The following is a 21,703-nucleotide window of genomic DNA, read 5'->3' as shown; positions in this document are numbered from 1 at the left end:
ATACGTGGGCGCTCGCTGCACGCAAGGTTACGGCTAACGATATATTCAACAAGGAGAATCTGCATTAGAAATAGCAGGTTTGGAGGTTTGGAGGTTTGGAGGTTTGGAGGTTTGGAGGTTTGGAGGTTTGGAGATTTGGAGATTTGGAGAACAGTAAATGAGGTCGGTGAAGCGATAGAATGCATGGACTATAGCCAGAGTGCCGAAATCGAGTAGGAGGCAGATTTACATCCGCCGTCCTCTCACACCACCGTACGTACGGATCCGTATACGGCGGTTCAAGCTATGCGGTTAAGTCGGTTCATCGTGTCCAGTACCGAGACTAGCCCAAGTTCGTCCCACAGCTTCTTCGGCAACGCCTGATTCATATGAGACGCCCCCGAACTCCACCATGGGCCGCGACCATTGAAGGCTGATTTGCAGGCGCGTGGTTCGCTAAGCACCAAGCGCATCAAGTTGCGCGCCCTCGTTGAGGGCTGCTTCCATTGACGCCAGAACAAGCAGCGAAGCTTGCGACGCACCCAGCCATCAATTTCCTCAAGTGGCCGTTTGCTCTGACTTAGCTTGAAGTAGCCTGCCCAGCCACGTAGCACAGGGTTGATCCGCTCAATGACATTTGCCATCTTGTGGCCCCGCGCGCTGCGCAGCAGGTCTCTGATCCTGTCGCGCAAGCGACCCAGGCTCATCGTCGCCACCCTCAGTCTCGGCTTCTGATGCCAGCTCATCCCATAGCCCAGATAGTCACAGATCCAAGGCCGCGCCACGCGGCTCTTTTCCCGGTTCAGCGTCAGTTTCAGACGCTGGCTCAGGAAGCGCTCAGCTCTAGCCATCACTCGTTCGCCCGCACGGCAACTACGCACATAGATGTTCGCATCGTCGGCATAGCGTACGAAGCGATGACCCCGCCGTTCCAATTCACGATCAAGTTCATTGAGCAGGATATTCGACAGCAACGGCGAGAGCGGGCCGCCTTGCGGCGTCCCTTCTTGCCGTCGGCTAGCGATACCTCCCGACATGATCCCGGCCTCGAGGTAACGGCGGATCAGCCTGAGCACTCGTTTGTCGTCGACTTGACGCTCTATATGGGCCATCAAAACGTCGTGGTTAACTCGATCAAAGAACTTTTCAAGATCAAGTTCCACACACCAGCGGTGTCCCGCCGCCACATGGCCGCGAGCGGTTTCGATGGCTTGATGAGCGCTTCTGCCCGGACGAAAACCGTAGCTGTAGTCCGAAAACAGAGGATCGAAGATCGGCGTGAGCTGTTGCAGCAAAGCCTGCTGGATCAGGCGGTCCACGACGCAGGGAATGCCCAGCTGCCTTGTACCGCCTTTGGGTTTGGGGATGTTGACGGCGCGCACACCTTGCGGGTGATACTCGCCAGCCAGCAGCCGAGTCTTGAGGATCGGCCAATACTGTTTAACGTAGCCTGCCAATTCGTCGACCGTCATGCCATCGGCACCCGGCGCACCCTTGTTGCTGACCACGCGGTGATACGCACGCTTGAGGTTGGTCGGTGCAAGCACCCGCTCCATCAGCGTGTCCGGCTCCGCGTTCGTCCACGTCACAGACGCCGCTGATACCTGTGCGCTGTCAGCCGTCATCCTCGGATTCTGTCCGGGACTTGGAGTAACAGTCTTCTCTGGGAGAAATTTCTGCATTTCGGTATTCAACGAGACTTCGACGCCTACTGGCGGCATAACCTGTTCGGCCCTTGGTGACGGGGTTATTCGTCACTTACTACGGCTTCGGCTGACTTCTGCACGCTCATCCCGTCGCCTCTCGACGCTCGGTAGCACAATGGCAAGCGTGCAGATCTCCCAGGGTAATTCGCGCGACCTTCCTGCTTATGCCTGTCGGATCTACGTCGCAGCGTCCCGTGCAAGTATTGGGCTTTGAGGAAACATGCCCCCTTACCCCGCTGCGCCGCCTCTATCCGCTTCCTGTTCGTCAGGCCAGCATTTTGCCTCGGGCTTCCTTCAGATTCGCAGTCACCCGCGACACCCTTGCCTCTGGCTAACACTTCCCCTTGCCGGGTGTGTAGAGGACTTGCACCTCCAAGTCACCAGCGTGGCCACCACAGCCAAGCTGGTTGCGCTTACGCGCAACGCGCCATGCCTGGCGCACATATAAAATGCCCCATGCGAGGCATGGGGCATTCGGATCTAAATATCTGAGGCTTGGTGACTACCAGATCTATCTTACCTTCTCTTTAGTTGATAATAATGCTGTTGTAATCCTTGATCAGCACATCCAAGTGAGTTTTGTATTGATTCAGGAACGTGGACAAATCAGCTTCGCTGTATTCACTGCTTTTTAGCGATTGCAGGCCTATTGAAAACTGGTTCCAGATACCGACTACTGTTTCGATCTCCTTACAGGCCACCAAGCGCTTAAGTCCAATTTCTACGACAGAAATCAGGTCTGCCAATGTATCATCGGCGCCTTTAATATCATTATTTAGTTTCGCGATCGACCGAATAAGTGTGTCAATTTCTTTGTCTAGATTAGTCCGAGCGGTCGCCAACTCAATGTATTTAATCCCATCGGATACAACACCAAGAATCTTCCTGAGCAAAGCAATCGCCTGCTTGATGGCTTCTTTTTCAGGAGCAGCCAAATCCAAACCGTTTAGAGCGTCACCGTCCGGCAGGTACGTTTTAAAGATGTCGGCCAAGTTGGTTTGACGAATAACATCTTGCGCTTTAATGAGCAAATCACGCTGCTGCTCGAAAGTTGCTTTGTTGAGGCTTTGCTGATCTAACTGAGCCGTGATTCTTGCCAGCACGTCGCGCGCAAGCTTGAGGGGCTGATCTGTACGATCATCAATCTCTACTTTATAGATGCTCGTAACTTCCTTATCGAGGAGACTAGAACGATCGGCAAATTTTTTCGAAACCCCGTCCAGCATCAACTCAAGAGCTCCTTCAATATTAATAAACTCTTCCGTGAGCAAGGTTCGATCACTATCGCTCAAGTCAGGTTTCTCCAAGGCACCCTTCAGCTCGCCTAGAACATCAAAATAGTTCTGGCCGTAGGAATTGCTTAGCGAGGTTAACAAGAATGGGAAAGACTCCCTCATGGCTGTATCGATATTATTTAAATATGCTGCTACTTGCCGTGCCCTCTCTTGCAAGATGTCGTCAGCTAGATCGTTATTGAAGTTAGCCAATCTTAAAATATCACGACTGGTTTGAATAATTTTCTTTACATCAACATCCGGAATAATACCGGTGATTGGAGTGACATTGCTCATAAAAATAATCCGTCTGTTAGCAAGAAATTAGTTATAGTTCTTTTCGTATTCTTCCAGTGCTTCATTGAAGACCTTCACCAAGGTACCTGAGGTGTCTTTTACATCAAGCCATGGTTCAATCACGAGTGTGAACTTTGCAACAAATGAAGTTAGTTTTAACGCATCGTTAATAAGCTCGAACTGTGCAGCTGACCCATCGATTTTCGTCAGAATGGTTTGCCACATCGTATTCAGGATATTAAGCGCTGCTTCAGCACCTAGCATGCGATTATTGAGATCCAAAAAGTCCGACATATTGCGATCTAGAGTGCGCTGCAAATTTTCTTGAGTGGTGACCAGGGCCTTTAGTGCATCTACCTCTTCTTTTAGTACATTGCGTTCTTTTTTTGCGCTTTCTGCTTTCGCACCGAAGACCCCACCGGTAATGGCCAAGCCAATAAGTCCTCCAGCGATCCCGGCTATCGCATTTTTTACATATTGGTCGATATCCTTATCCAGCTGAACGATTCTTTTATTTTTTTCAATGATAGTTGCTTTGTTTTCGGCAATCGACTCGATAAAGTTGTTTCGCTCCATCAGATCGTACTTACCGCTCAAATCGGCCTGTAATCCAGCAACACGATTTCCGTTCGAGAGCTCTCCGCCTGACAGTTCAATTTTGAAATTAGAAATACTATCTTTGAGCTCGAGCGTAGCGCTTTGCTGTCTATTAATATCTACTTTCATGAATGTAATTATCTCACCTACAGCAGAGGCAACCTCGCCATCCTCCGTCGTGTACTTAATCCCTCCAAGCGCACTATCAGTTAAGTCCCCAAGCGTATTCCTAACGCGCTCCATAATAGGCATTTCATTAATAAGGTTAATAAGACCGTTGCCACTGCTGAGAATATTTTGAGCAGCAGAACCCAAGTTAATACTTTGCTCGATTATTTTACTTTCTACATCATCCCAGCCTGACGCATGAAATTTTACGTTTTTGAATAACAACTGAATATCACTGGGTTCAAGTCCAGCAATGTCCAGTTCATCGTACCCCAAAAACTCCTTGACCTCTGGCAACTCACTTGGGAGTGCGAGACTTTTTTTCACGTACTGCTTAATTTTGATTACATCTTCTTTGGTAAACAACCCAGCAGCGCGTTCCACGCCGGGATATGAACCCGCAATCAAACCCATGACTTCTCGGGGAAGATCGTTGCTCAGTTCTGACATCTGCATATTAACAGCCATATTGCTCACCTCGGTATGTTAGTTATCAATATCTAAATAGATTTTATTTGGTCTGCTTCGCAGCCATATAATGTTGACATCTATCGATGGTGTTGAAGCGCTGCTATAGACCACGAAATATCTAGGGCTATCTTGTGCCCGCCAAGGTATTCGTGCTGGTAGTACAATGGAGAAATTCAATCTCGAGTTGCGCTACCATCGCTAGCACTATCTGCCTGGCACTTTCAACAGTAGAGACAGTCTGTATGCGGAGCAACATCAAATACGATTTCAGACCGTCCCCCGGTGTCAGGCTAGTTGTCGCCTCAGTTGATCTATCAAAACGATAAATCGGGGGCGTCAAAGAGAGTTGTCATGTCGAGCTATTCACCCGAGCGTAAAGCTGCCCTTATCAACAAGTTACTGCCTCCTCAAAACATGTCCGTGACCAAGTTGTCGCGTCAGGAAGGCATCGCCCCAGCCACGCTGTATGCTTGGCGCTCCAAGTTCAAAGCAGGAGGCGCGGTGGTGCCCGGAGATAAAAGCAGTGCCGATAACTGGTCGGGCGAAGCCAAGTTCGCAGCGGTGTTGCATACAGCCACGCTGAGCGAAATCGAGCTCAGCGAATACTGTCGCAGCAAGGGGCTGTATCCCGAACAAATAGCCGCTTGGCGTCAAGCCTGCATCACCGGCCAGTTGTCCGGGTCGGTTCCGGCTGGGGGCGAAATGGCACCCTATGCGGTCAGCTCGCAGCAGAACGGACACAAGAACTGCATGATCGGCTATTGGCTGCCGGCGTACCGCTGTGATGCGATGTTCATTCTCAACTAATGTGGGCCGAGACTGATGTAATCGGGTTGTTCTCACGCAATGTGGGCTCATTCTAACTTATTGTGAGCCGGAGCTGCCCGATATTCTCAGCTAATGTGGTCCCGAATCGAGCGATGTAATCGGGTCGGGCCGTCGATGTTATCGAGCCGCTACACCTACTCGGAGTCACTGTTTAGAACCCTGAAATACTGCTCGCAATGGCCTGCGGATGGCTTTGCAAATCTGGACGCAGCCCGCAGTTGGGTTCGCGATTTTATTCGCTGGTACAACCATCAACACCGCCACAGTCGTATCCGCTTCGTGACCCCGGCACAACGTCATCGCGGTGAAGATAAAGAGGTCTTGGCCAGGCCCCCGGTGTCAGGATAGTTGTCGCCTCTCCGATTTTTCCTTAAAAAGCATATCGGGGGCGGAAAGAGACTGGTCGTGCCGTACTATTCACCTGAACGCAGAGCCGCATTACTCAAGATGCTGCTTCCCCCGCAGAACCTGTCGATGGCCGAGGTTTCCCGGCGCGAAGGGGTCAGCGAAATGTCTTTGTCCAACTGGCGCAAGCAGCTCAGTTCTGAAGGAAGTGCAGTGTCCGAAAACAAGTCGTTGGCCGAAAACTGGTCAGCCGAAACCAAGTTTGCTGTCGTGCTCGAAGCCGCCGGTTTATCCGAGATCGACCTGGGTGAATACTGCCGCCGCAAAGGCCTTTACCCTGAGCAAATTACGGCCTGGCGGCAGGCCTGCATCAACGGTCAGAAGGCAGATAAAGCCCAGCAAAAAGAAGATCGCGAGCAAGCTCGCAAAGACAAGAAACGCATCCAGGAACTTGAGCGCGAACTGCGCCGCAAAGACAAGGCGCTCGCTGAAACAGCCGCGTTGTTGGTGCTGCGAAAAAAGCTCAACGACTACTGGGGGACGAACGACAACGAGGACAACTAACGTCTTTGCCAGAGCGCCAGTTGCTCGTTGCCTGGCTGGGTAGCGCGGTCGCGGCAGGCGCCAGAAAAATCAGGGCCTGCCGGGAAGTCGGTCTATCGCTGCGAACCTTGCAGCGGTGGACTGAAACAGACGTTATCCCGGCAGATGCCCGAACGACTGTCACACGGCCAACACCGCGAAATGCACTGAGCGAAGTCGAGCGTCAGACCATCGTGACGCTGTGTAACAGCCCGGAGTACGTCCACTTGCCGCCGAGCCAGATCGTGCCACGACTGGCCGATCAAGCGTGTTATCTGGCGTCGGAGTCGACGTTTTATCGCGTTCTACGTGCGGCAGGCCAACAGCAACATCGAGGCCGCAGCCAGCGACCCAGAAGGCACGCAGCACCGACGACGCATGCGGCCAAAGCGCCCAATCAGGTGTGGTCATGGGACATCACGTATCTGCCCTCGCCGATACGCGGCAAGTATTACTACCTCTATCTGATCGAGGATATTTACAGCCGCAAGGCCGTGGGCTGGGAGGTCTACGACGCAGAAAGCGGGGAGAAAGCCGCCGCACTGCTGCAACGCAGCGTGATCGCAGAGCAGTGTTTGCACGAACCGCTGGTGCTGCACTCGGACAACGGCGCGCCGATGAAGTCGGTGACGCTGCTGAGCAAGATGTACGAACTGGGCATCACGCCCTCGCGGGGCCGGCCGCGTGTGAGCAACGACAATCCCTACTCGGAGTCGCTGTTTAGAACGCTGAAATACTGCCCGCAATGGCCGCAGGATGGCTTTGTCAGTTTGGACGCTTCACGCGCTTGGGTGAGGGACTTTATGCGCTGGTACAACAACGAGCACCGGCATAGTCGTATCCGGTTCGTCACACCGGCTGAGCGGCATCGGGGGCTGGATCATCAGGTCTTGGCCCGGCGACATGAGCTGTACGAACGAGCCAAGGAGAAAAAACCGGAACGATGGTCAGGCCAGACGCGTAACTGGGAGCCGATCGGCACCGTGCTGCTGAACCCGGATCGAGAGCAACAGATCGAGAAAATAGCGGCATAGTTAGACGGTTGACGCGACAACTACCTTGAAAAACGCCGGGCTAAAGGATGGCTCGACGCCCAGCGCAACCATACTTTCACGCAACAAAGAACCTCTCATCACGTGCCCGTTATCCGAGTGCAGCACCAGCGGACGACCCGCTGTGTGTTCACGTAAGCACCCCTTTCTGAGCAGTTCGCACGCGTGTTCGGCGCACTCCACCTCATGTACTTCATTGGCGACCAGCTTGCGGCTGTAGACATCCTTGACCATGTACCAGTAGAAAAAACGACCTCTAACGGTACTAGGCAACCAGGTGATATCCCAGCACCACACCTGATTGGGGCTGTCAGCGCGATGCGTCGTCAGCACCCTGCGTTTCGGGGCTTTGGTTCTGCCACGACGCACGTTTTGGTTGGCGGTTTTTAACACACGATAAAACGTCGACTCCGAAGCCAGGTAGATGCCTTCATCGGCCAGCTTAGGAACGATTTGGTGCGGGGTGAGGCTGGCGTAGCCAGCCTGATTGGCGGCATCAAGCACCGCTTGGCGTTCCGTCACACTGAGCTTATTAGCCGGAGCTGCCCGTTGAGCCAGTCGTCGTCGATCACAGCCAGCGTGTCGCCAGCGTTGAACTGTGCGCAGGCTCAGCCCCAGCTCATTGCAGGCTCGATATCGACGAGCGCCATTCAGCACCGCGTCTGCAATCAACTTCATGGCTTGCTTACGATCAGAGGCGTCGATCAGTCTTCCTTGTCCTTGCCCCAGATCGCATTGGCTTTTTTTCTGAGTTCCAGCAAAGCCTCCGCCTCAGCACGTCCAGCGTCTGATCGGATCAACTGACGTTCCAACTCTTTAATCCGCCGTTGCTCGGCAGTTTTCCCTACATTGGGTTTCAGATCAGCAAGAATATTGGCGTTTTGGCAGGTCTCGCGCCATTGACGGATTTGCTCCGGGTAGATGCCCTTGATCCGGCAGTATTGAGAAGTTTCCACCTCACTCAACGGTGCGGTTTCCATCACAGCGTTGAATTTATCGGCGCTGGACCATTGATCACTGGTCTTGCCGTTTCCTGGCACGATCAAACCTTTATCTCTAGCCATTTGTCTCCAGTTTCGCAGTGACTGAGGCGTGAGATTAAGCGCAACGGCGAGTTCCGCCACTGAGCGATTGAGGGGCGGCATCATTTGCAGGACGACCCAGTCTTTGAAGTCGTTGTCGTAGCGTTTGCCAAGGTTGGACATTGTTATGCACCTTCGCCCTCTTGAATGAATGAGTCAATCAACAAGGGCGACAGGTAGCCTGACACGGAGGGAGGACTTGAAAAATGTTCAATGCACGCTTTACCACCTCTGATCTCCTCTGCCTAAAAATACCGGCCCCCTCGATAGAGGTGCTGGAGGAGATACACACTCTCGAGGGCAGCACCCTCACCTCCTCGATTGAACGAGCAAACGCTGGCGACGCTCAATCCATTGTTTATCTCCAAGGCATCTTTTTCTCAGTTCTCCCGGTGGTTACCGACCGCCTGGCCACCGCGAAATTAGATCCACCAAGCATTCCTTTGCTTGTTGCTATCGGCCGTGAAGAGGGGCCTGTATTTGCAAAGGCACTGAAACGCTGGGTTGACAGCGGTTGCCCAGAAAACGGCGACGGCGGGTACCTGCGTAGGACCTACGCCAAAGCATTACATGCCGATTTCAATAGGCCTGCGGGCACAGATGTGGCCGAAGCAGCCAATGACGTTTCCAATGGCTCTGTCGATGTTGGTGTACCGGTAGGCCAACCTGATGAGGCGCTGAAGCAGCAATCTGGTAAAAACTACGTGAACCGGCACGTGTATGGCGGGAAGGTTGCAGTTTGCTTCTCAGCCGATCAGACGCGGACCGAAGAGCACAACATTAGGATTGAAGCGGCTTTGGCGTTTGGTACCCGCACCTACAATTGGGAAGACAAGATCGCGATTCAGCTGTCGACACGGGAGCTACCCTCGGTGCTGGCAACGTTGCTTCAACTCCAGAGCAAGTTCGAGGGCAAAGGCCACGGTGCGCAGAACGAAAAATGGTTCTCGCTGGAAAACCAGCCAGGCAAAGTGTTTTTATCGGTGAATGCTAAGGGTCTGGCCTCGAGGTCGTTACCGATCGGACCAGGTGATTGCTATTCGGTTATCACGTTGGTGATGGAGCAAATGTTGAAAAATGCCCCTTTCCTCACTGCTGAATCACTGCTGGCCCTAATCAAACGAAGCAGCCTCATGGCATCCTCGCAGGGTTGATCCCCTCACCTTCTATGCTTGGACGCGGGCATTCGCGGATAGCAGGAATTGCAACAGCTGGTCTGATGTCGGGGCTTCCTTGAAGCGATCTTCAAAAATGATCGCCACTAGGCAATTCAGCACCATTGGACTCAAGCCCTTCGACTTGTATTGCTTGTAAGCCAGATCGTCCTTCTTCAGCTGAGGTTCGTACTTCGCCAACAGCAATTGCTGCTCTTCCGGGCTCTGGGCATTAATCTCGTCACGGATCGTTGTGCGCTGTGCAGCACCCCATTGCTCGAGAAGGATATTCATTTGATTCGCCGGTGCCGTCTGTGTAGCGGACGCAGCCTTTTTAACAGTCTTTGGCGGTTTCGGTGCAGGAACCGGGGCATCTGTTGAGGCTGGCGGTTTCTGCTTGCTTGGCGCCTTAGCGTAGTTGTTGGTTACGGCTGCTTTGAAGTAAGCAGCAGGGCTGGCGACAGAGTCCTTTTTCTTCATCTGCGCTTCGGTGTAGTCCGCTTGTGCCAGCAGGTACTCCTCATCGTGACTCATTCCCAGCTCTTCGATGTCCTTGGCACTCAAGGACAGAGCCTTCAGCCGCTTAGAAACCTCAGCGCCTACGATCTCTGGTGCGGGCGATAGCCCGAGCTCAGGTTGCATCAGGGGCTCAAGCTTGAACCATAGCTTGTCGTACTTGCGGTTGTTTTTGGTCATGACGACTTCGATTTTGAAACGCCCTTCAATACTGTTGACCTGGTCGACTGCACGGCCAAGCATTTTATTGAAGTCTCGGAATTCCTCATGCGGGGTTGCTGAACCTGAGAGCAGGACGCTCCAGGCGGTCCAATGCTCGCGAAAGGTTTCTTTCTGAGAGAACCCGTAGTATCGGGATACGAGCTCGTGAAGAGAGAGCGCGGAGTAGCTTGTGAAGTGATACTGCATTCGCAGATCAATCAGATTGAAAATTGTCGGATCGAGTAGCCGGCGTTTCAATTCGGCGGGGAATGAGTAGCGGATTGTCTGATTATCGTCGAGGATATAGGCTTCAGCGATCAAGTTTGCGACGCCCCATCCACTTTTTCGACCTGGGCTTTCGCCTTTGTAATCGAACTCCACTTGTACCTGGGTCATGCCCTTCAGTACTTTTTTCAGGTGGTCCCTGCTATTCGAGGTCGTATGACCCACGTGTTCCTCAACCAACTTGATTGGGATATCGTGGACCATCTCAGTGTCTGGCCTCTGTTGGGCGAACTGAGTTAGTGTGTTGTACAGCTTGCGTTGCAGGAATGTGAAATCACTGGTCGTTGAAACGTTTCGCATCGCGAGGGCTTCAACAGCTTTCTTCAGCTCAACAGCTTTTGAGGGCTCAATCTCCCTGACCACCAGAATTTTCGGGGCACGCTTTCGCTTCGTGGGAGTTTGGTCCTCACCAGTCGGCGCATCAGGTGTCCGTTTAGTTCGTGGTCGTGTTGAAGAGGTGTCCATCTCAAATGTGCCATTGGGTGTCTGTGTTGGCACATTACCCGAACGTTCGAGATGGGGTCAATCTTTTCTCGGTGCCATCTTCAGGGTCGAATTGTTCCATGGTTAGTGTTCAGGTTGAACGGTCTGCTTTTACGCTTTTACTTCTCGCCTGGTCAGTCCAAAAAAACTAACAACAGCTTGTTTCTGTTTTAACTGTTTTTTAGAAGCTTTGTTAGTGGACCCGCTAAAGCCACGGTTTATAAGGCATCCAGCGCTTTTTGTGTGCCATCGTTAGGGCCAATAGTGCCAGCGCTCGGGCCATTTGTGCCCTCGTTAGAGCAGTGCTGTGCCAGGTTTAGTGAAATGTGCCTCCATTAGGGCATTCATGTGGCATCGTTAGATCCCTCCTCGAATTGTGCCCCGCTTAGTGGAATTGCCCACTAAAGATGGCACATCATCTGTAGCCCTTGTATTTAAAGGACTCCATCAAATTGGGGTGAGATGATTTCCACATGTGCCCATCTAACCGTGGCACCTTACAGCCTGAACGATGGAACAGCTGGGGGCCATTTCTGGCGGTTTATTTTAGCAATGCTCTAGCGGTGGCACATTTTGGTTTTGCTAAGTAGATCAAGGAGCTATGAGCATCGACGGCCCCTTAACGATGGCACATTATGTAGGCTCATCGTCCCTTAGTCCCTGAACTCCCTTCGGATCCCCCCGATTAGGCCCTGTAGCAACGCTGTGCCTGCGCTCTGAATCGCTCACGTCAGCAACCGTTTTCACAGTGAAAAGCGTCTGTAATCGTGACTGGCTATAACCCCTAACGCTGGCACATTTCAGAAAAGAGGAACTCTTTGCAGGCTCTAACGTTGGCATATTTCCGGATGGATCGAGGTGTATGGTCTCTAGCGATGGCACATTTGCCGGTATGGCCCCGTGTTTTAGGGCTGTAGGTCAATTCTCGTGATACTGCCGATTCCCGAATGGATCTCAACTAACCGTGGCACATTTGAGGCCGACGACTCCGCCGGAGATTGTGAAAACGCGTTCGCACCAGGCTTAGCATGGTGGATAGCCAATTGTGCCACGGAAAAGACCTCTCCATGGGGTGTGTACTTGTCCGTCTGGGACGCTCGCGCAACCGTGTGAACACGGCCAGAGGGCGCCGGCGTGCAGGTATAGGCAAATTGTGCGTGTGCCTGGTTGAAGGATCCGCCTTCACTTCATTGTGGGGCTGGGCATGTACGTCAGCCAAGGATCAGCGTAACTAAGAGTGGATTCCTTTGGTGGACGAGCCCCATGAAAGACAGGACACCGTTTCCCCCTTAAGATAAGGGATAGGCAAACGGTTATGTATATGACTAATAGTAGTGATAAGGGTGGGGAGCTGCTGGGCCAGGAGCGTCGTCGCCGTTGGAGCCCAGAGCAAAAGCTGGCGATGGTTCGCGAGAGTCTGCAACCAGGACAAAGTGTTTCGGTCGTGGCCCGGCGCCATGGCGTGAATGCCAACCAACTCTTCCAATGGCGCAAGCTTTATCAGAATGGCAGCCTCTCGGCGGTCAGTGCCGGAGAGACCGTAGTGCCGGCTTCTGAATTGGCCGACGCACTCAAACAGATCCGTGAGTTACAACGGATGCTGGGCAAGAAAACCATGCAAGTCGAGATCCTTCAGGAAGCCGTGGAGATTGCTCGGTCGCGAAAATGGATTGCGCACTCACCCTTGTTGCCGGGGGACGACCTGTGAAGCTGATCAGTGAAAGTCTCGGTGTAGCGCGCTCGCAATTAACGGTTCGACTCAAGCCAGCTGCACGGCCCGCAAGGCGTCGTCCAAGAATGGACGATGCCGCTTTGGTCAAAGAGATTCAGTCTGAAGTCAGTGAGTTGCCCAGCTATGGCTACCGCCGTGTGTGGGGTTTGCTCCGTCGTCGGCGCGAACAACAAAGTCAGGCGCCAATCAACGTCAAACGGGTCTATCGCGTGATGCGCGATCATCAGTTACTGCTGGAGCGTCGAATTAAACAGCCCGGAGTGGCGCGCCGCCATGAAGGCCGCATCGCAGTGGCCACCAGCGATACCCGCTGGTGCTCTGACGGGTTTGAGTTTCGCTGTGAAGACGGCGACAAGCTGAGCGTGACCTTCGCCCTGGACTGCTGCGACCGCGAAGCCATCGGCTGGGTGGCCAGCCCGACGGGGTACAGCGGCGACGATATCCGCGATCTGATGCTGGAAGCGGTGGAAACACGCTTCGGTGAAGAACCGCCTGCCACCCCGGTGCAATGGCTGAGCGATAACGGCTCGGCCTACATCGCTGAACAGACACGCCAGTTTGCCCGACAGATCGGTTTACAGCCGGTGACGACACCGGTGCGCAGCCCGCAGAGCAACGGCATGGCCGAGAGCTTCGTTAAAACGATGAAGCGCGACTACGTCGCGCACATGCCCAAACCTGACCGGGAAACCGCCTTGCGCAACCTGACGGTTGCCTTTGAGCATTACAACGAGGAGCATCCGCACAGCGCTCTAAAATACCGTTCACCGCGGGAGTTTAGGCGTTTGGCAGCGGCATCAATTTAACGGGGTATTGGTGTCCGGTTTAGCAGGGGCCAGTCCATTTGGTTTGCCGTAGTGCCCGATGTTGCTGTAGGAGGTGTTGACGGTGATGTGCTCCTTGCCAGCTATATATAGAAGTAGTACCTGCCTGGAATCTGGCAAAAAACCCCCCGCACGTGCGTGCAGGGTCGGGGGGTTTAGCTGAATCCTAGAACTGAAACGCTGGATCACCAGTGTCTACAGGCTGTGGGGTTTGTGCATTTACCGGCGATTGTGCTGGGGATGGAGTTGATGCCGTATTCTGCTGTGGTGCAGCTTGGGAAGCATTCTTCACCTTGGGTGTAATTGAAAGGCTGATGTAATCCTTGGCGCCGTTGACGCCAGGCTTCTTCCAGCCTGCGATGCGCATTTCATGGTTGAAGCCAAAACTACCTGTGTAGTCTGGGCCGTCACCCACCTTTTCGCTCTCTTTGAACAGGCTGGCATTGATGCCACCGATTGAGAGTGAGTAAAACTTCTCTTCCGAATTGGCCTTTTTCTTCAACCAGACGGCAACGTCGAGCTCGAGCTTTTGGCTTTTTTCTTTGTTTAGCATGAACTCAATATACCCGATCATCAACGGGGGGCGGTCGGAGGACCGATCGGTATTTTCGAAAATTGTTCCAGAGCCTTCAGCGAGTACCGGTGCGATAGAAGTCATGTGCATCTCCGAGGTATTTAGGGTTGGCTTAAATTGAGCCTTTGGGTGTAACTTGGTATGAATCACACGGAATTATAATCGATCATTAACACGTAGCTATATGTATTTGGAATTAAATAAATCCGTGTGGGTTGCGGTGGCGCTCCACCCTGTCCTGTCCTGTCGCTGGCATGAAACAGGTGCGTCTAACGATTTTCACTGTGAAACTTGCTCATCCCCCTGGCTTCGGCTTTCAGGTTCAAGTACGCGAAATTTCACAGTGAAAACTACGGCGCCCTCTCATCGATGCCTTTTCCACGATTTGGACATTGATGCGGAACCCGAAAAAGTCCTGCCATCGCCGTAGAGCGGGTTTTCACTGTGAAAACATTCTGGTCGATAGGCCGGCGACGGCCTCACGGGCTCTGCTGGCGTTCAGTCTGTGCGCCTGTCGTTTGGGCGACGCCGGCGGACAGATGGCCCGAGTTAAGTCGCGTGAGTCTTTCACAGTGAAAACCAGTATCTGCTCGCGTAACGCCAGACTCCACTATCTGCCTGTTTTCATAGAGAAAAGGTTCTGCCCGAAGATCTGGTAACGGAGTCGTGGCTCAGCCCGTTAAATCCTCGGGAAGTTCATAAGGTTACCCAGAAGGTCTACGGCTCGAGCAAACATGCCGCGGCAGGGTTTTCACAGTGAAAACGAGCAGTAGACTGGTGTTGCTTTTTCAGGAGGCTCGCATGGACGAATCAGGGGCTGACCTGGTGTAAGGGCATGGTTAGTGGGAATAACGTTTTCACAGTGAAAATCAGTGGTGAACAGGTAGCGTTAATCAGCAGCGCTTACCGGTCGGCGGCGCCTATGGATCGCATAACAATATGCACGGCTGCATGGTCGGTAATTTCACTTTGAAAACGAGAGCTGGCGAAATCTGGTTGAGCTTAAGTGCTGAATGGGACCCAGCTCTGTTTTCACGGTGAAAAATAGAAGCGAGGATTTTTACTGTGAAAAACTCGCTCGAAACAGATCTGACGCTGATTGCGCAAATCAAGGGGCAGGTTTTCACTGTGAAAAACAAGGGGTAGTAACAGGGGTGCTGTCAGCGCCTCTTTTGGCGTCGACATCGTACTGTTTTTCTCTGTTCCCTAAGAGCGCTCAATCTGGTGACGCCCAAGGCTGCCGAAAGAAGACTTACCCATACCTGGAACAGTAACCTGTAATACCGCCTCATTATGAGTCACTCAGTGGGTAGTTCACACTGCGCAGTGCGCTATGCGCACTACATAATGCGCAACGCATAGTGTCTTGTGCATAGCTCCAACTGCTATAGGTATTTTGGTACAGCTTGTGGGTCAAAGGCTTCTATCGTAAGGGGCCGCGGGTGTCTGCGCCGGCGAGGTTGAATAGCCGAAAGGGAGGACAGTTGGATATGAAGAAAGGGAGTTTTTCACAGTGAAAAACAGACGGCGCTGTGAAGGATTTTCACAGTGAAAATGACTAGGGGGCGTTCTCATTTGAGCTAATTAGTGCCATTCGATACCCTTGAGCTATTTGGGGGTAACTGGTGAGCCGCTATAGGTTGCGTGACGATCAATGGGTGCGCATCAAGGAACTGCTGCCGGGCAAAGCCAGCGACCGTGGCGTGACCGCCCGCGATAACCGTCTATTTGTAGAGGCGGTACTCTGGATTGCCCGAACTGGCGCGCCCTGGCGGGATCTACCTGAAACCTACGGTCACTGGCATCGGGTCTATGTGCGTTATAACCGCTGGTCACGCAAAGGCGTCTGGTTACAGATCATGGCATCGCTTGCGACTGACGCTGACCTAGAACACCTGATGGTGGATGGCAGCATAGTGCGCGTTCGTCAGCATGGTGCGGCAAAAAAACATGGCAGGACGCCGAAGCCATGGGCAAGTCCAGAGGCGGACTGAGCACCAAGATTCATGCGGCCGTCGATGCCCTGGGGAACCCGGTACGCCTGCTGCTGACGCCCGGACAAAGCTCTGAATATGGCCAAGCCGAAGCGCTGATCGAAGGTTTTACGCCCGATGCGGTATTGGCAGACAAAGGTTATGACTCAGATGCCTTCGTGGAGTTGATACAGCGCAATGGGGCTGAAGCCGTCATCCCCTCAAGAGGGAATCGTCTGACGCCCCGAAAGCTGGATCGACATACCTACAAGGCACGTAATCTGGTGGAGCGTTGTTTCCAGAAACTGAAGCAGTACCGCCGTATTGCAACCAGATATGAGCGACTGGCAAGAAACTACCAGTCGATGCTGAGTCTTGTATCAGTCGTCATATGGCTGGCCTGATTGAGAACACCCCCTAGATCTACCGATATTTCACAGTGAAAAAATGGAGGATCAGAAATCCAACCGTTAAAAATCAACAGGTTGGGAGCATTATAGGGCTTAAAATTAGGGGCTCTAGATCACGCCCGGGATGCTCAACGCTTTGGACACATAGTGTCGAGGGTATGATCCAGAGGGGAGGAACATCGTGATGTGCCGGCGGCAGCGAGAGCGAGAGACTGGCGCCGTTTGAGTAGTCCGGAGACGACCCGAACCAGGTTGGGATTTTGCCTTAGTACTTTTCCGAATTCATGAGCTGGCACAAATGTCGTGTTTCGTTGGCGTAGCTTCTCGCCCGGTTCACGTCGTTTGCTAGGGCTTCAATGGCACGCTCCGCGGCTGGATCCGCGAGCGATTTCTCTGCAAGTTGTACGACCTTGAAGAGCGTCCAAGCTGCGATAAGGACAAGATCCTGAAATGGCTTATCAATGTAGGCGTCGCCTACGGGCTTGTTCCGCTTGACGTCGTGCCAAGCTGGATTCTTCATGAACATCGGTGTACCGCCCACAGCTAGCAAGTAGCCGTGAACAAGGCTGTTGCGGTAGTCGTTCAAATCTTCCGCGGCTTTCGCAGCTACCTTCAGCACTGCGTTGCACTTATCACTAAGTTTGGGGTTCCCACCACCAAGCATCTTGAATTGGTCTTCAGACTTCAACCTTTCAGTAAAAGGCCGCGTACCCGCCACATCTGTTTCGGAGAGTGTCCAGAGTGCGTGTTCGAGCGTTGTCTCGAAGAGGCCGTAGGCAACGACAAAAGATCCAATCAGCATCAGGTGGGTCGGCAACAGGTCTAACCCGTACAAGCGAGCTTGGATGTCGAGTGATTCAGCGGGGTAGTTGTGCATACGGCCGGTCCAGAAGTCTTGGCATTGAGCTGAACACGATACCGGCAGCGCAGCCGTAAATGCACGAAATAAGGCAAGGGCGTTGACGAATGCTCAAGGCGCCTGGGTACCGCGAGAGGATCGGTCGTGTGGGCTATCGAATGGTGCTCGACAGGAATGTAGATGAGCTCGAGAGCGGGGAGGAGGATGTACTGAACTGGACTGGCCCCTGCTAAACCGGACACCAATACCCCGTTAAATTGATGCCGCTGCCAAACGCCTAAACTCCCGCGGTGAACGGTATTTTAGAGCGCTGTGCGGATGCTCCTCGTTGTAATGCTCAAAGGCAACCGTCAGGTTGCGCAAGGCGGTTTCCCGGTCAGGTTTGGGCATGTGCGCGACGTAGTCGCGCTTCATCGTTTTAACGAAGCTCTCGGCCATGCCGTTGCTCTGCGGGCTGCGCACCGGTGTCGTCACCGGCTGTAAACCGATCTGTCGGGCAAACTGGCGTGTCTGTTCAGCGATGTAGGCCGAGCCGTTATCGCTCAGCCATTGCACCGGGGTGGCAGGCGGTTCTTCACCGAAGCGTGTTTCCACCGCTTCCAGCATCAGATCGCGGATATCGTCGCCGCTGTACCCCGTCGGGCTGGCCACCCAGCCGATGGCTTCGCGGTCGCAGCAGTCCAGGGCGAAGGTCACGCTCAGCTTGTCGCCGTCTTCACAGCGAAACTCAAACCCGTCAGAGCACCAGCGGGTATCGCTGGTGGCCACTGCGATGCGGCCTTCATGGCGGCGCGCCACTCCGGGCTGTTTAATTCGACGCTCCAGCAGTAACTGATGATCGCGCATCACGCGATAGACCCGTTTGACGTTGATTGGCGCCTGACTTTGTTGTTCGCGCCGACGACGGAGCAAACCCCACACACGGCGGTAGCCATAGCTGGGCAACTCACTGACTTCAGACTGAATCTCTTTGACCAAAGCGGCATCGTCCATTCTTGGACGACGCCTTGCGGGCCGTGCAGCTGGCTTGAGTCGAACCGTTAATTGCGAGCGCGCTACACCGAGACTTTCACTGATCAGCTTCACAGGTCGTCCCCCGGCAACAAGGGTGAGTGCGCAATCCATTTTCGCGACCGAGCAATCTCCACGGCTTCCTGAAGGATCTCGACTTGCATGGTTTTCTTGCCCAGCATCCGTTGTAACTCACGGATCTGTTTGAGTGCGTCGGCCAATTCAGAAGCCGGCACTACGGTCTCTCCGGCACTGACCGCCGAGAGGCTGCCATTCTGATAAAGCTTGCGCCATTGGAAGAGTTGGTTGGCATTCACGCCATGGCGCCGGGCCACGACCGAAACACTTTGTCCTGGTTGCAGACTCTCGCGAACCATCGCCAGCTTTTGCTCTGGGCTCCAACGGCGACGACGCTCCTGGCCCAGCAGCTCCCCACCCTTATCACTACTATTAGTCATATACATAACCGTTTGCCTATCCCTTATCTTAAGGGGGAAACGGTGTCCTGTCTTTCATGGGGCTCGTCCATGTAGTACCTAGCTACTGGCGCCGCCACTCCAGGGAGAGTGTGGGGTGCCGTGACCTATAACGTCGAGTACCAACAAATCAGGCCAACGGATCTGTGACTTCCGTACGCACATCCGTGCAATTGAATGTGACTTGCGGGGCGGGCTTTGAAAAGAACGTTCAAGGCAACCTACGGCACCTCTGTGCTCGATGCTCAAAACGGCATGTTCCCTCCGACGAATTGAATGACTGGCTCGGACAACACTGTCGTGCGCTCCAACGGCGTTTTTTTCAAGGTAACTGTCGAGTAGCTACGCCTCTTCGCTCTCACTGCTGTGGGATGGCCCGCGGTTGGACACCCGAACGCAGAACACGGCAAGCCTCGATGATTCAGCAATGGACGCCGTGGGAGCGCAGCAGCGGTCCACGTAGCGAAGATGGTAAAGTCATTGTCGCGCGGTTCCGCAAAAGATTACGTTCCATTCGCTTACGGCAGAGCAACTGGACCGTACTTCCACTCACAAGGATAGGGCCATCCCCGACGCGTTGATTACTGACTAGAATCCATTGTTGCTGGACTTGAGGTGCCGGGATGTTGATGATCGGCACGTCTTGCCGTCGCAATCGAGTGCAATTCCTCCGCTATTGCTACTTTCAATCTCAAGGTTTCCCCCAAAGCGGCGCTCGCCCCTTGAGGGATCGAGGTCTAGCACTCGGACGATCTTAATGCCTACCTATGGGGTCTGGATAAAGCAGCCATTCTTGCAGCTGCGCGGCGACGGCGTGCGTCATTGAAGCCCCCCCCGGAGCGCTATAAGACGCCGGGGTGTACTGGTGGCAGCGTGAGGGTTGAAGGATGCGCATTTCACTAGCTTGTATTGAAGGCTTCCCGACAAAATACTCATTCAGAATTTTCCTACAGTAACGCCTTGCGAAACAGCATTAAATCCTCCCTTGGGCCCTATTGGGACATAGCCAGCAGAGAAGCTCACCAGCATTCATGGTTTCTTGCTGCCCACTCGCAGTCCTCCTCACCAGGAAACGCTTACGACAACATTTTTCGGTGCGACTGTCTTTTCAGGGGTGTTCGTTTTTCACCTTGAATTTGGCGTGGCCGCTATTGTTAGATTCCTTTTGGCTTGTTGGTCACCTGTCGCGCCTCTGGGTCGCGATAAAATACCGCCTCGCTTCCATGGCTTAGTTGCTAGAGTTCAGGAAGTGCAGCTTATACGTGCAGAGCCCTGACTTATGAACGATATCAAGATCCTGATTCTTGAAGATCATGCCCTGACTCGCCACATGCTCGTTTTGGCGCTTCGAGAGCTCGGTTACACTCATGTGTACGCCGCAGAAAGCGGGGAACAAGCCTTCACAATGCTCAGGGCTCAAGGCCATTTTGATGTGCTGGTCTGTGATATTAAGATGCCCGGTATCGATGGCTTGGCTTTTTTACGTGAGGCCTACGAAGTTGGCCATATCACCGCATTGATTATTTCTAGCGCGATTGCAGCTGACCTGCGCTTGGCCATTCAACAGCTTGCTCGACTTTCTGGTTATCAGGTATTGGGTGACCTAGGCAAACCCTTCTCCACTGACGAACTGAAAGTGCTGATGCAGCGCTATCGTCCGGTCGTAGAGCGTCCTTCGTCTTCTCCCGTTGAAATGTCATTCTCGAATGTTGAGGTGCATACCGGAGTGCTGGGCGCAGAGTTCGTTCCGTTCTACCAACCCAAAATCGATCTGCAGTCCCTGGACGTGGTTGGAGCGGAAGTGCTCGTACGTTGGCAACATCCGCAGCATGGGCTCCTGGCTCCCGGTCTGTTCCTGGAGGCGGTGGAGCGTGCAGGCGCCCTAAACTCCATGACACGGATTTTGGCCAAACAAGCCCTGCAATTTTTTCGAGAGCAACATCTGGTCGGTGGGATGCGCCTGTCGATCAACCTGGAGGCGAGCCAATTGGCGTTGCCCGGTCTTGTCGAAGCTGTTCGTAAAGAGCTCGATGTGCAGCGGATACCCGCCGCGAGCCTGATCCTGGAAATGACCGAAGGTGGATTGATGCAGGCACCTATTACCAGTATCGAGAACCTGGTGCGCCTGCGCTTGCTCGGTTGTGGGATTTCGATCGATGACTTTGGCGCCGGATTTTCTTCCTTGCAGCGCGTCTGTGAAATGCCTTGTACCGAGCTGAAGCTGGACGCCAGTTTCATCCGCAGCATGCCGCACAATCCTCGGACATTGGCGGCAGTGGAGAGTCTTTTGCACCTGGCTCGCCAGCTGGGTATCGAGCTGGTTGCCGAGGGCATCGAAACGCAGGAGCAATTGGCGTTGTTGCAGCGCTTGGGTTGCGCCATTGGCCAGGGCTACCTATTTTCCGGTCCTCTCTCGGGCGCAGCCTTCATGGATTGGCTGCGGCAATACAAAAAAACTCGTCAGTAAGTCGTCTGAAAGTTGCTGTCGCCGTGCATAGTGATGACTAGAAAATTATTTTCTGGCTGCCTGTGCTGCTCTATCCATGTGCGGGCGCCACGATCAGGGTAAAAGAAGCTTGGCATGGCTGAAGCCTTTCCGCCAGTCCACTGTCCGGGATTAGTTGACCACTACAGCCGCCGTGCCTCTGGCACAAGGCACCATCAAATTTCAAGGCGGTCTTGTCGAACCCAGTTGCACGTCTCGTGTCGGTGCTAACTCAAGCTTTGAGCTTAGGGACTGCCTGGCCTTGGGTCATGCGTCGGTCGTAAATATGAGCAGTACTGCAGTAACCGTCTGGCCAATACACCTTCCCGAGCCGTATCC

The 21,703-nt window shown here is 53.4% G+C and carries 14 protein-coding genes and 2 pseudogenes; 7 read left to right on the top strand and 9 right to left on the bottom strand.

Translation table 11 applies throughout. The annotated features are described in order from the left end of the window. Positions 1–278 precede the first annotated feature (278 nt). The 3 genes from ltrA to ACA068_RS30515 all read right to left on the bottom strand — a co-directional run bounded on the left by ltrA (position 279) and on the right by ACA068_RS30515 (position 4,489). Positions 279–1,700 carry a group II intron reverse transcriptase/maturase gene (gene ltrA, locus ACA068_RS30525; protein WP_497310699.1) on the bottom strand — a complete coding sequence of 474 codons (1,422 nt, stop codon included), beginning with the start codon at positions 1,698–1,700 and terminating at the stop codon, positions 279–281. 512 nt (positions 1,701–2,212) lie between these two features. After that, positions 2,213–3,256, bottom strand: coding sequence for an alpha-xenorhabdolysin family binary toxin subunit B (locus tag ACA068_RS30520; protein ID WP_497310698.1), 1,044 nt, complete (start codon positions 3,254–3,256; stop codon positions 2,213–2,215). A 27-nt stretch (positions 3,257–3,283) separates the two neighbouring features. Next, on the bottom strand, positions 3,284–4,489 hold the full coding sequence (locus ACA068_RS30515; RefSeq protein WP_497310697.1) for an alpha-xenorhabdolysin family binary toxin subunit A: 1,206 nt from the start codon (positions 4,487–4,489) through the stop codon (positions 3,284–3,286). Positions 4,490–4,843: 354 nt separating this feature from the next. Between ACA068_RS30515 and ACA068_RS30510 the strand changes: the two are divergent. The 3 genes and pseudogenes from ACA068_RS30510 to ACA068_RS30500 all read left to right on the top strand — a co-directional run. Further along, positions 4,844–5,194 (top strand): annotated as a pseudogene (locus ACA068_RS30510) (transposase); the annotation flags it as partial. Positions 5,195–5,449: 255 nt separating this feature from the next. After that, positions 5,450–5,650, top strand: a pseudogene (locus ACA068_RS30505) (integrase core domain-containing protein); the annotation flags it as partial. A 75-nt stretch (positions 5,651–5,725) separates the two neighbouring features. After that, a protein-coding gene (locus ACA068_RS30500; protein ID WP_497303394.1) for an IS3 family transposase occupies positions 5,726–7,281 on the top strand; the annotation gives its coding sequence in 2 pieces (ribosomal slippage) (positions 5,726–6,190 and positions 6,193–7,281; 1,554 coding nt in all). Here ACA068_RS30500 and ACA068_RS30495 read toward each other — a convergent pair. Together ACA068_RS30495 and ACA068_RS30490 are read right to left on the bottom strand one after the other, a co-directional pair. Continuing rightward, the gene (locus ACA068_RS30495) at positions 7,282–7,803 is read right to left on the bottom strand and encodes a DDE-type integrase/transposase/recombinase (protein WP_497310696.1); all 522 of its coding nucleotides are present in this window, start codon (positions 7,801–7,803) and stop codon (positions 7,282–7,284) included. It lies immediately after the preceding gene. Positions 7,804–8,003: 200 nt separating this feature from the next. Continuing rightward, complete coding sequence (locus ACA068_RS30490) at positions 8,004–8,504, bottom strand: transposase (protein ID WP_497310695.1); 501 nt, start codon at positions 8,502–8,504, stop codon at positions 8,004–8,006. Positions 8,505–8,587: 83 nt separating this feature from the next. Here ACA068_RS30490 and ACA068_RS30485 point away from each other — a divergent pair, with 83 nt between their 5' ends. Next, on the top strand, positions 8,588–9,535 hold the full coding sequence (locus ACA068_RS30485) for a hypothetical protein (RefSeq protein WP_497310694.1): 948 nt from the start codon (positions 8,588–8,590) through the stop codon (positions 9,533–9,535). A 12-nt stretch (positions 9,536–9,547) separates the two neighbouring features. Here the strand turns inward: ACA068_RS30485 and ACA068_RS30480 are convergent, their stop codons facing one another. Then, positions 9,548–11,002 carry a RepB family plasmid replication initiator protein gene (locus ACA068_RS30480; RefSeq protein ID WP_497310693.1) on the bottom strand — a complete coding sequence of 485 codons (1,455 nt, stop codon included), beginning with the start codon at positions 11,000–11,002 and terminating at the stop codon, positions 9,548–9,550. A gap of 1,339 nt (positions 11,003–12,341) precedes the next feature. Here ACA068_RS30480 and ACA068_RS30475 point away from each other — a divergent pair. Further along, positions 12,342–13,558 (top strand): IS3 family transposase gene (locus tag ACA068_RS30475; RefSeq protein ID WP_497304932.1). Its coding sequence is split into 2 segments (ribosomal slippage): positions 12,342–12,687 and positions 12,687–13,558, totalling 1,218 coding nucleotides; the frame shifts between segments, so codons are not numbered across the junction. Between the two features lie 184 nt (positions 13,559–13,742). Here the strand turns inward: ACA068_RS30475 and ACA068_RS30470 are convergent. After that, the gene (locus ACA068_RS30470; RefSeq protein WP_497310857.1) at positions 13,743–14,234 is read right to left on the bottom strand and encodes a hypothetical protein; all 492 of its coding nucleotides are present in this window, start codon (positions 14,232–14,234) and stop codon (positions 13,743–13,745) included. Between the two features lie 1,541 nt (positions 14,235–15,775). Here ACA068_RS30470 and ACA068_RS30465 point away from each other — a divergent pair. Further along, positions 15,776–16,527 (top strand): IS5 family transposase gene (locus tag ACA068_RS30465; RefSeq protein WP_497310856.1). Its coding sequence is split into 2 segments (ribosomal slippage): positions 15,776–16,108 and positions 16,111–16,527, totalling 750 coding nucleotides; the frame shifts between segments, so codons are not numbered across the junction. 271 nt (positions 16,528–16,798) lie between these two features. Here the strand turns inward: ACA068_RS30465 and ACA068_RS30460 are convergent. Then, positions 16,799–17,410 (bottom strand): hypothetical protein, encoded by a 612-nt coding sequence (locus ACA068_RS30460; RefSeq protein WP_497310855.1) that lies wholly within the window; start codon positions 17,408–17,410, stop codon positions 16,799–16,801. Positions 17,411–17,644: 234 nt separating this feature from the next. Next, positions 17,645–18,861 (bottom strand): IS3 family transposase gene (locus ACA068_RS30455; RefSeq protein ID WP_497304932.1). Its coding sequence is split into 2 segments (ribosomal slippage): positions 17,645–18,516 and positions 18,516–18,861, totalling 1,218 coding nucleotides; the frame shifts between segments, so codons are not numbered across the junction. A 1,297-nt stretch (positions 18,862–20,158) separates the two neighbouring features. Here ACA068_RS30455 and ACA068_RS30450 point away from each other — a divergent pair. After that, on the top strand, positions 20,159–21,346 hold the full coding sequence (locus ACA068_RS30450; RefSeq protein WP_497310854.1) for an EAL domain-containing response regulator: 1,188 nt from the start codon (positions 20,159–20,161) through the stop codon (positions 21,344–21,346). Positions 21,347–21,703 lie beyond the last annotated feature (357 nt).

The organism is Pseudomonas sp. LBUM1660 (assembly GCF_059695935.1).
Note: the sequence above shows the minus strand (reverse complement) of the source record. Positions and strands in the feature narration are given on the sequence as shown.

Coding starts and splice junctions, on each gene's coding strand:
- ACA068_RS30485 (WP_497310694.1), top strand. CDS start 8,588: ATGTTCAATGCACGCTTTACCACCTCTGATCTCCTCTGCCTAAAAATA.
- ACA068_RS30460 (WP_497310855.1), bottom strand. CDS start 17,410: ATGCACAACTACCCCGCTGAATCACTCGACATCCAAGCTCGCTTGTAC.
- ACA068_RS30450 (WP_497310854.1), top strand. CDS start 20,159: ATGAACGATATCAAGATCCTGATTCTTGAAGATCATGCCCTGACTCGC.
- ACA068_RS30480 (WP_497310693.1), bottom strand. CDS start 11,002: ATGGACACCTCTTCAACACGACCACGAACTAAACGGACACCTGATGCG.
- ltrA (WP_497310699.1), bottom strand. CDS start 1,700: ATGCCGCCAGTAGGCGTCGAAGTCTCGTTGAATACCGAAATGCAGAAA.
- ACA068_RS30520 (WP_497310698.1), bottom strand. CDS start 3,256: ATGAGCAATGTCACTCCAATCACCGGTATTATTCCGGATGTTGATGTA.
- ACA068_RS30470 (WP_497310857.1), bottom strand. CDS start 14,234: ATGACTTCTATCGCACCGGTACTCGCTGAAGGCTCTGGAACAATTTTC.
- ACA068_RS30515 (WP_497310697.1), bottom strand. CDS start 4,489: ATGGCTGTTAATATGCAGATGTCAGAACTGAGCAACGATCTTCCCCGA.
- ACA068_RS30490 (WP_497310695.1), bottom strand. CDS start 8,504: ATGTCCAACCTTGGCAAACGCTACGACAACGACTTCAAAGACTGGGTC.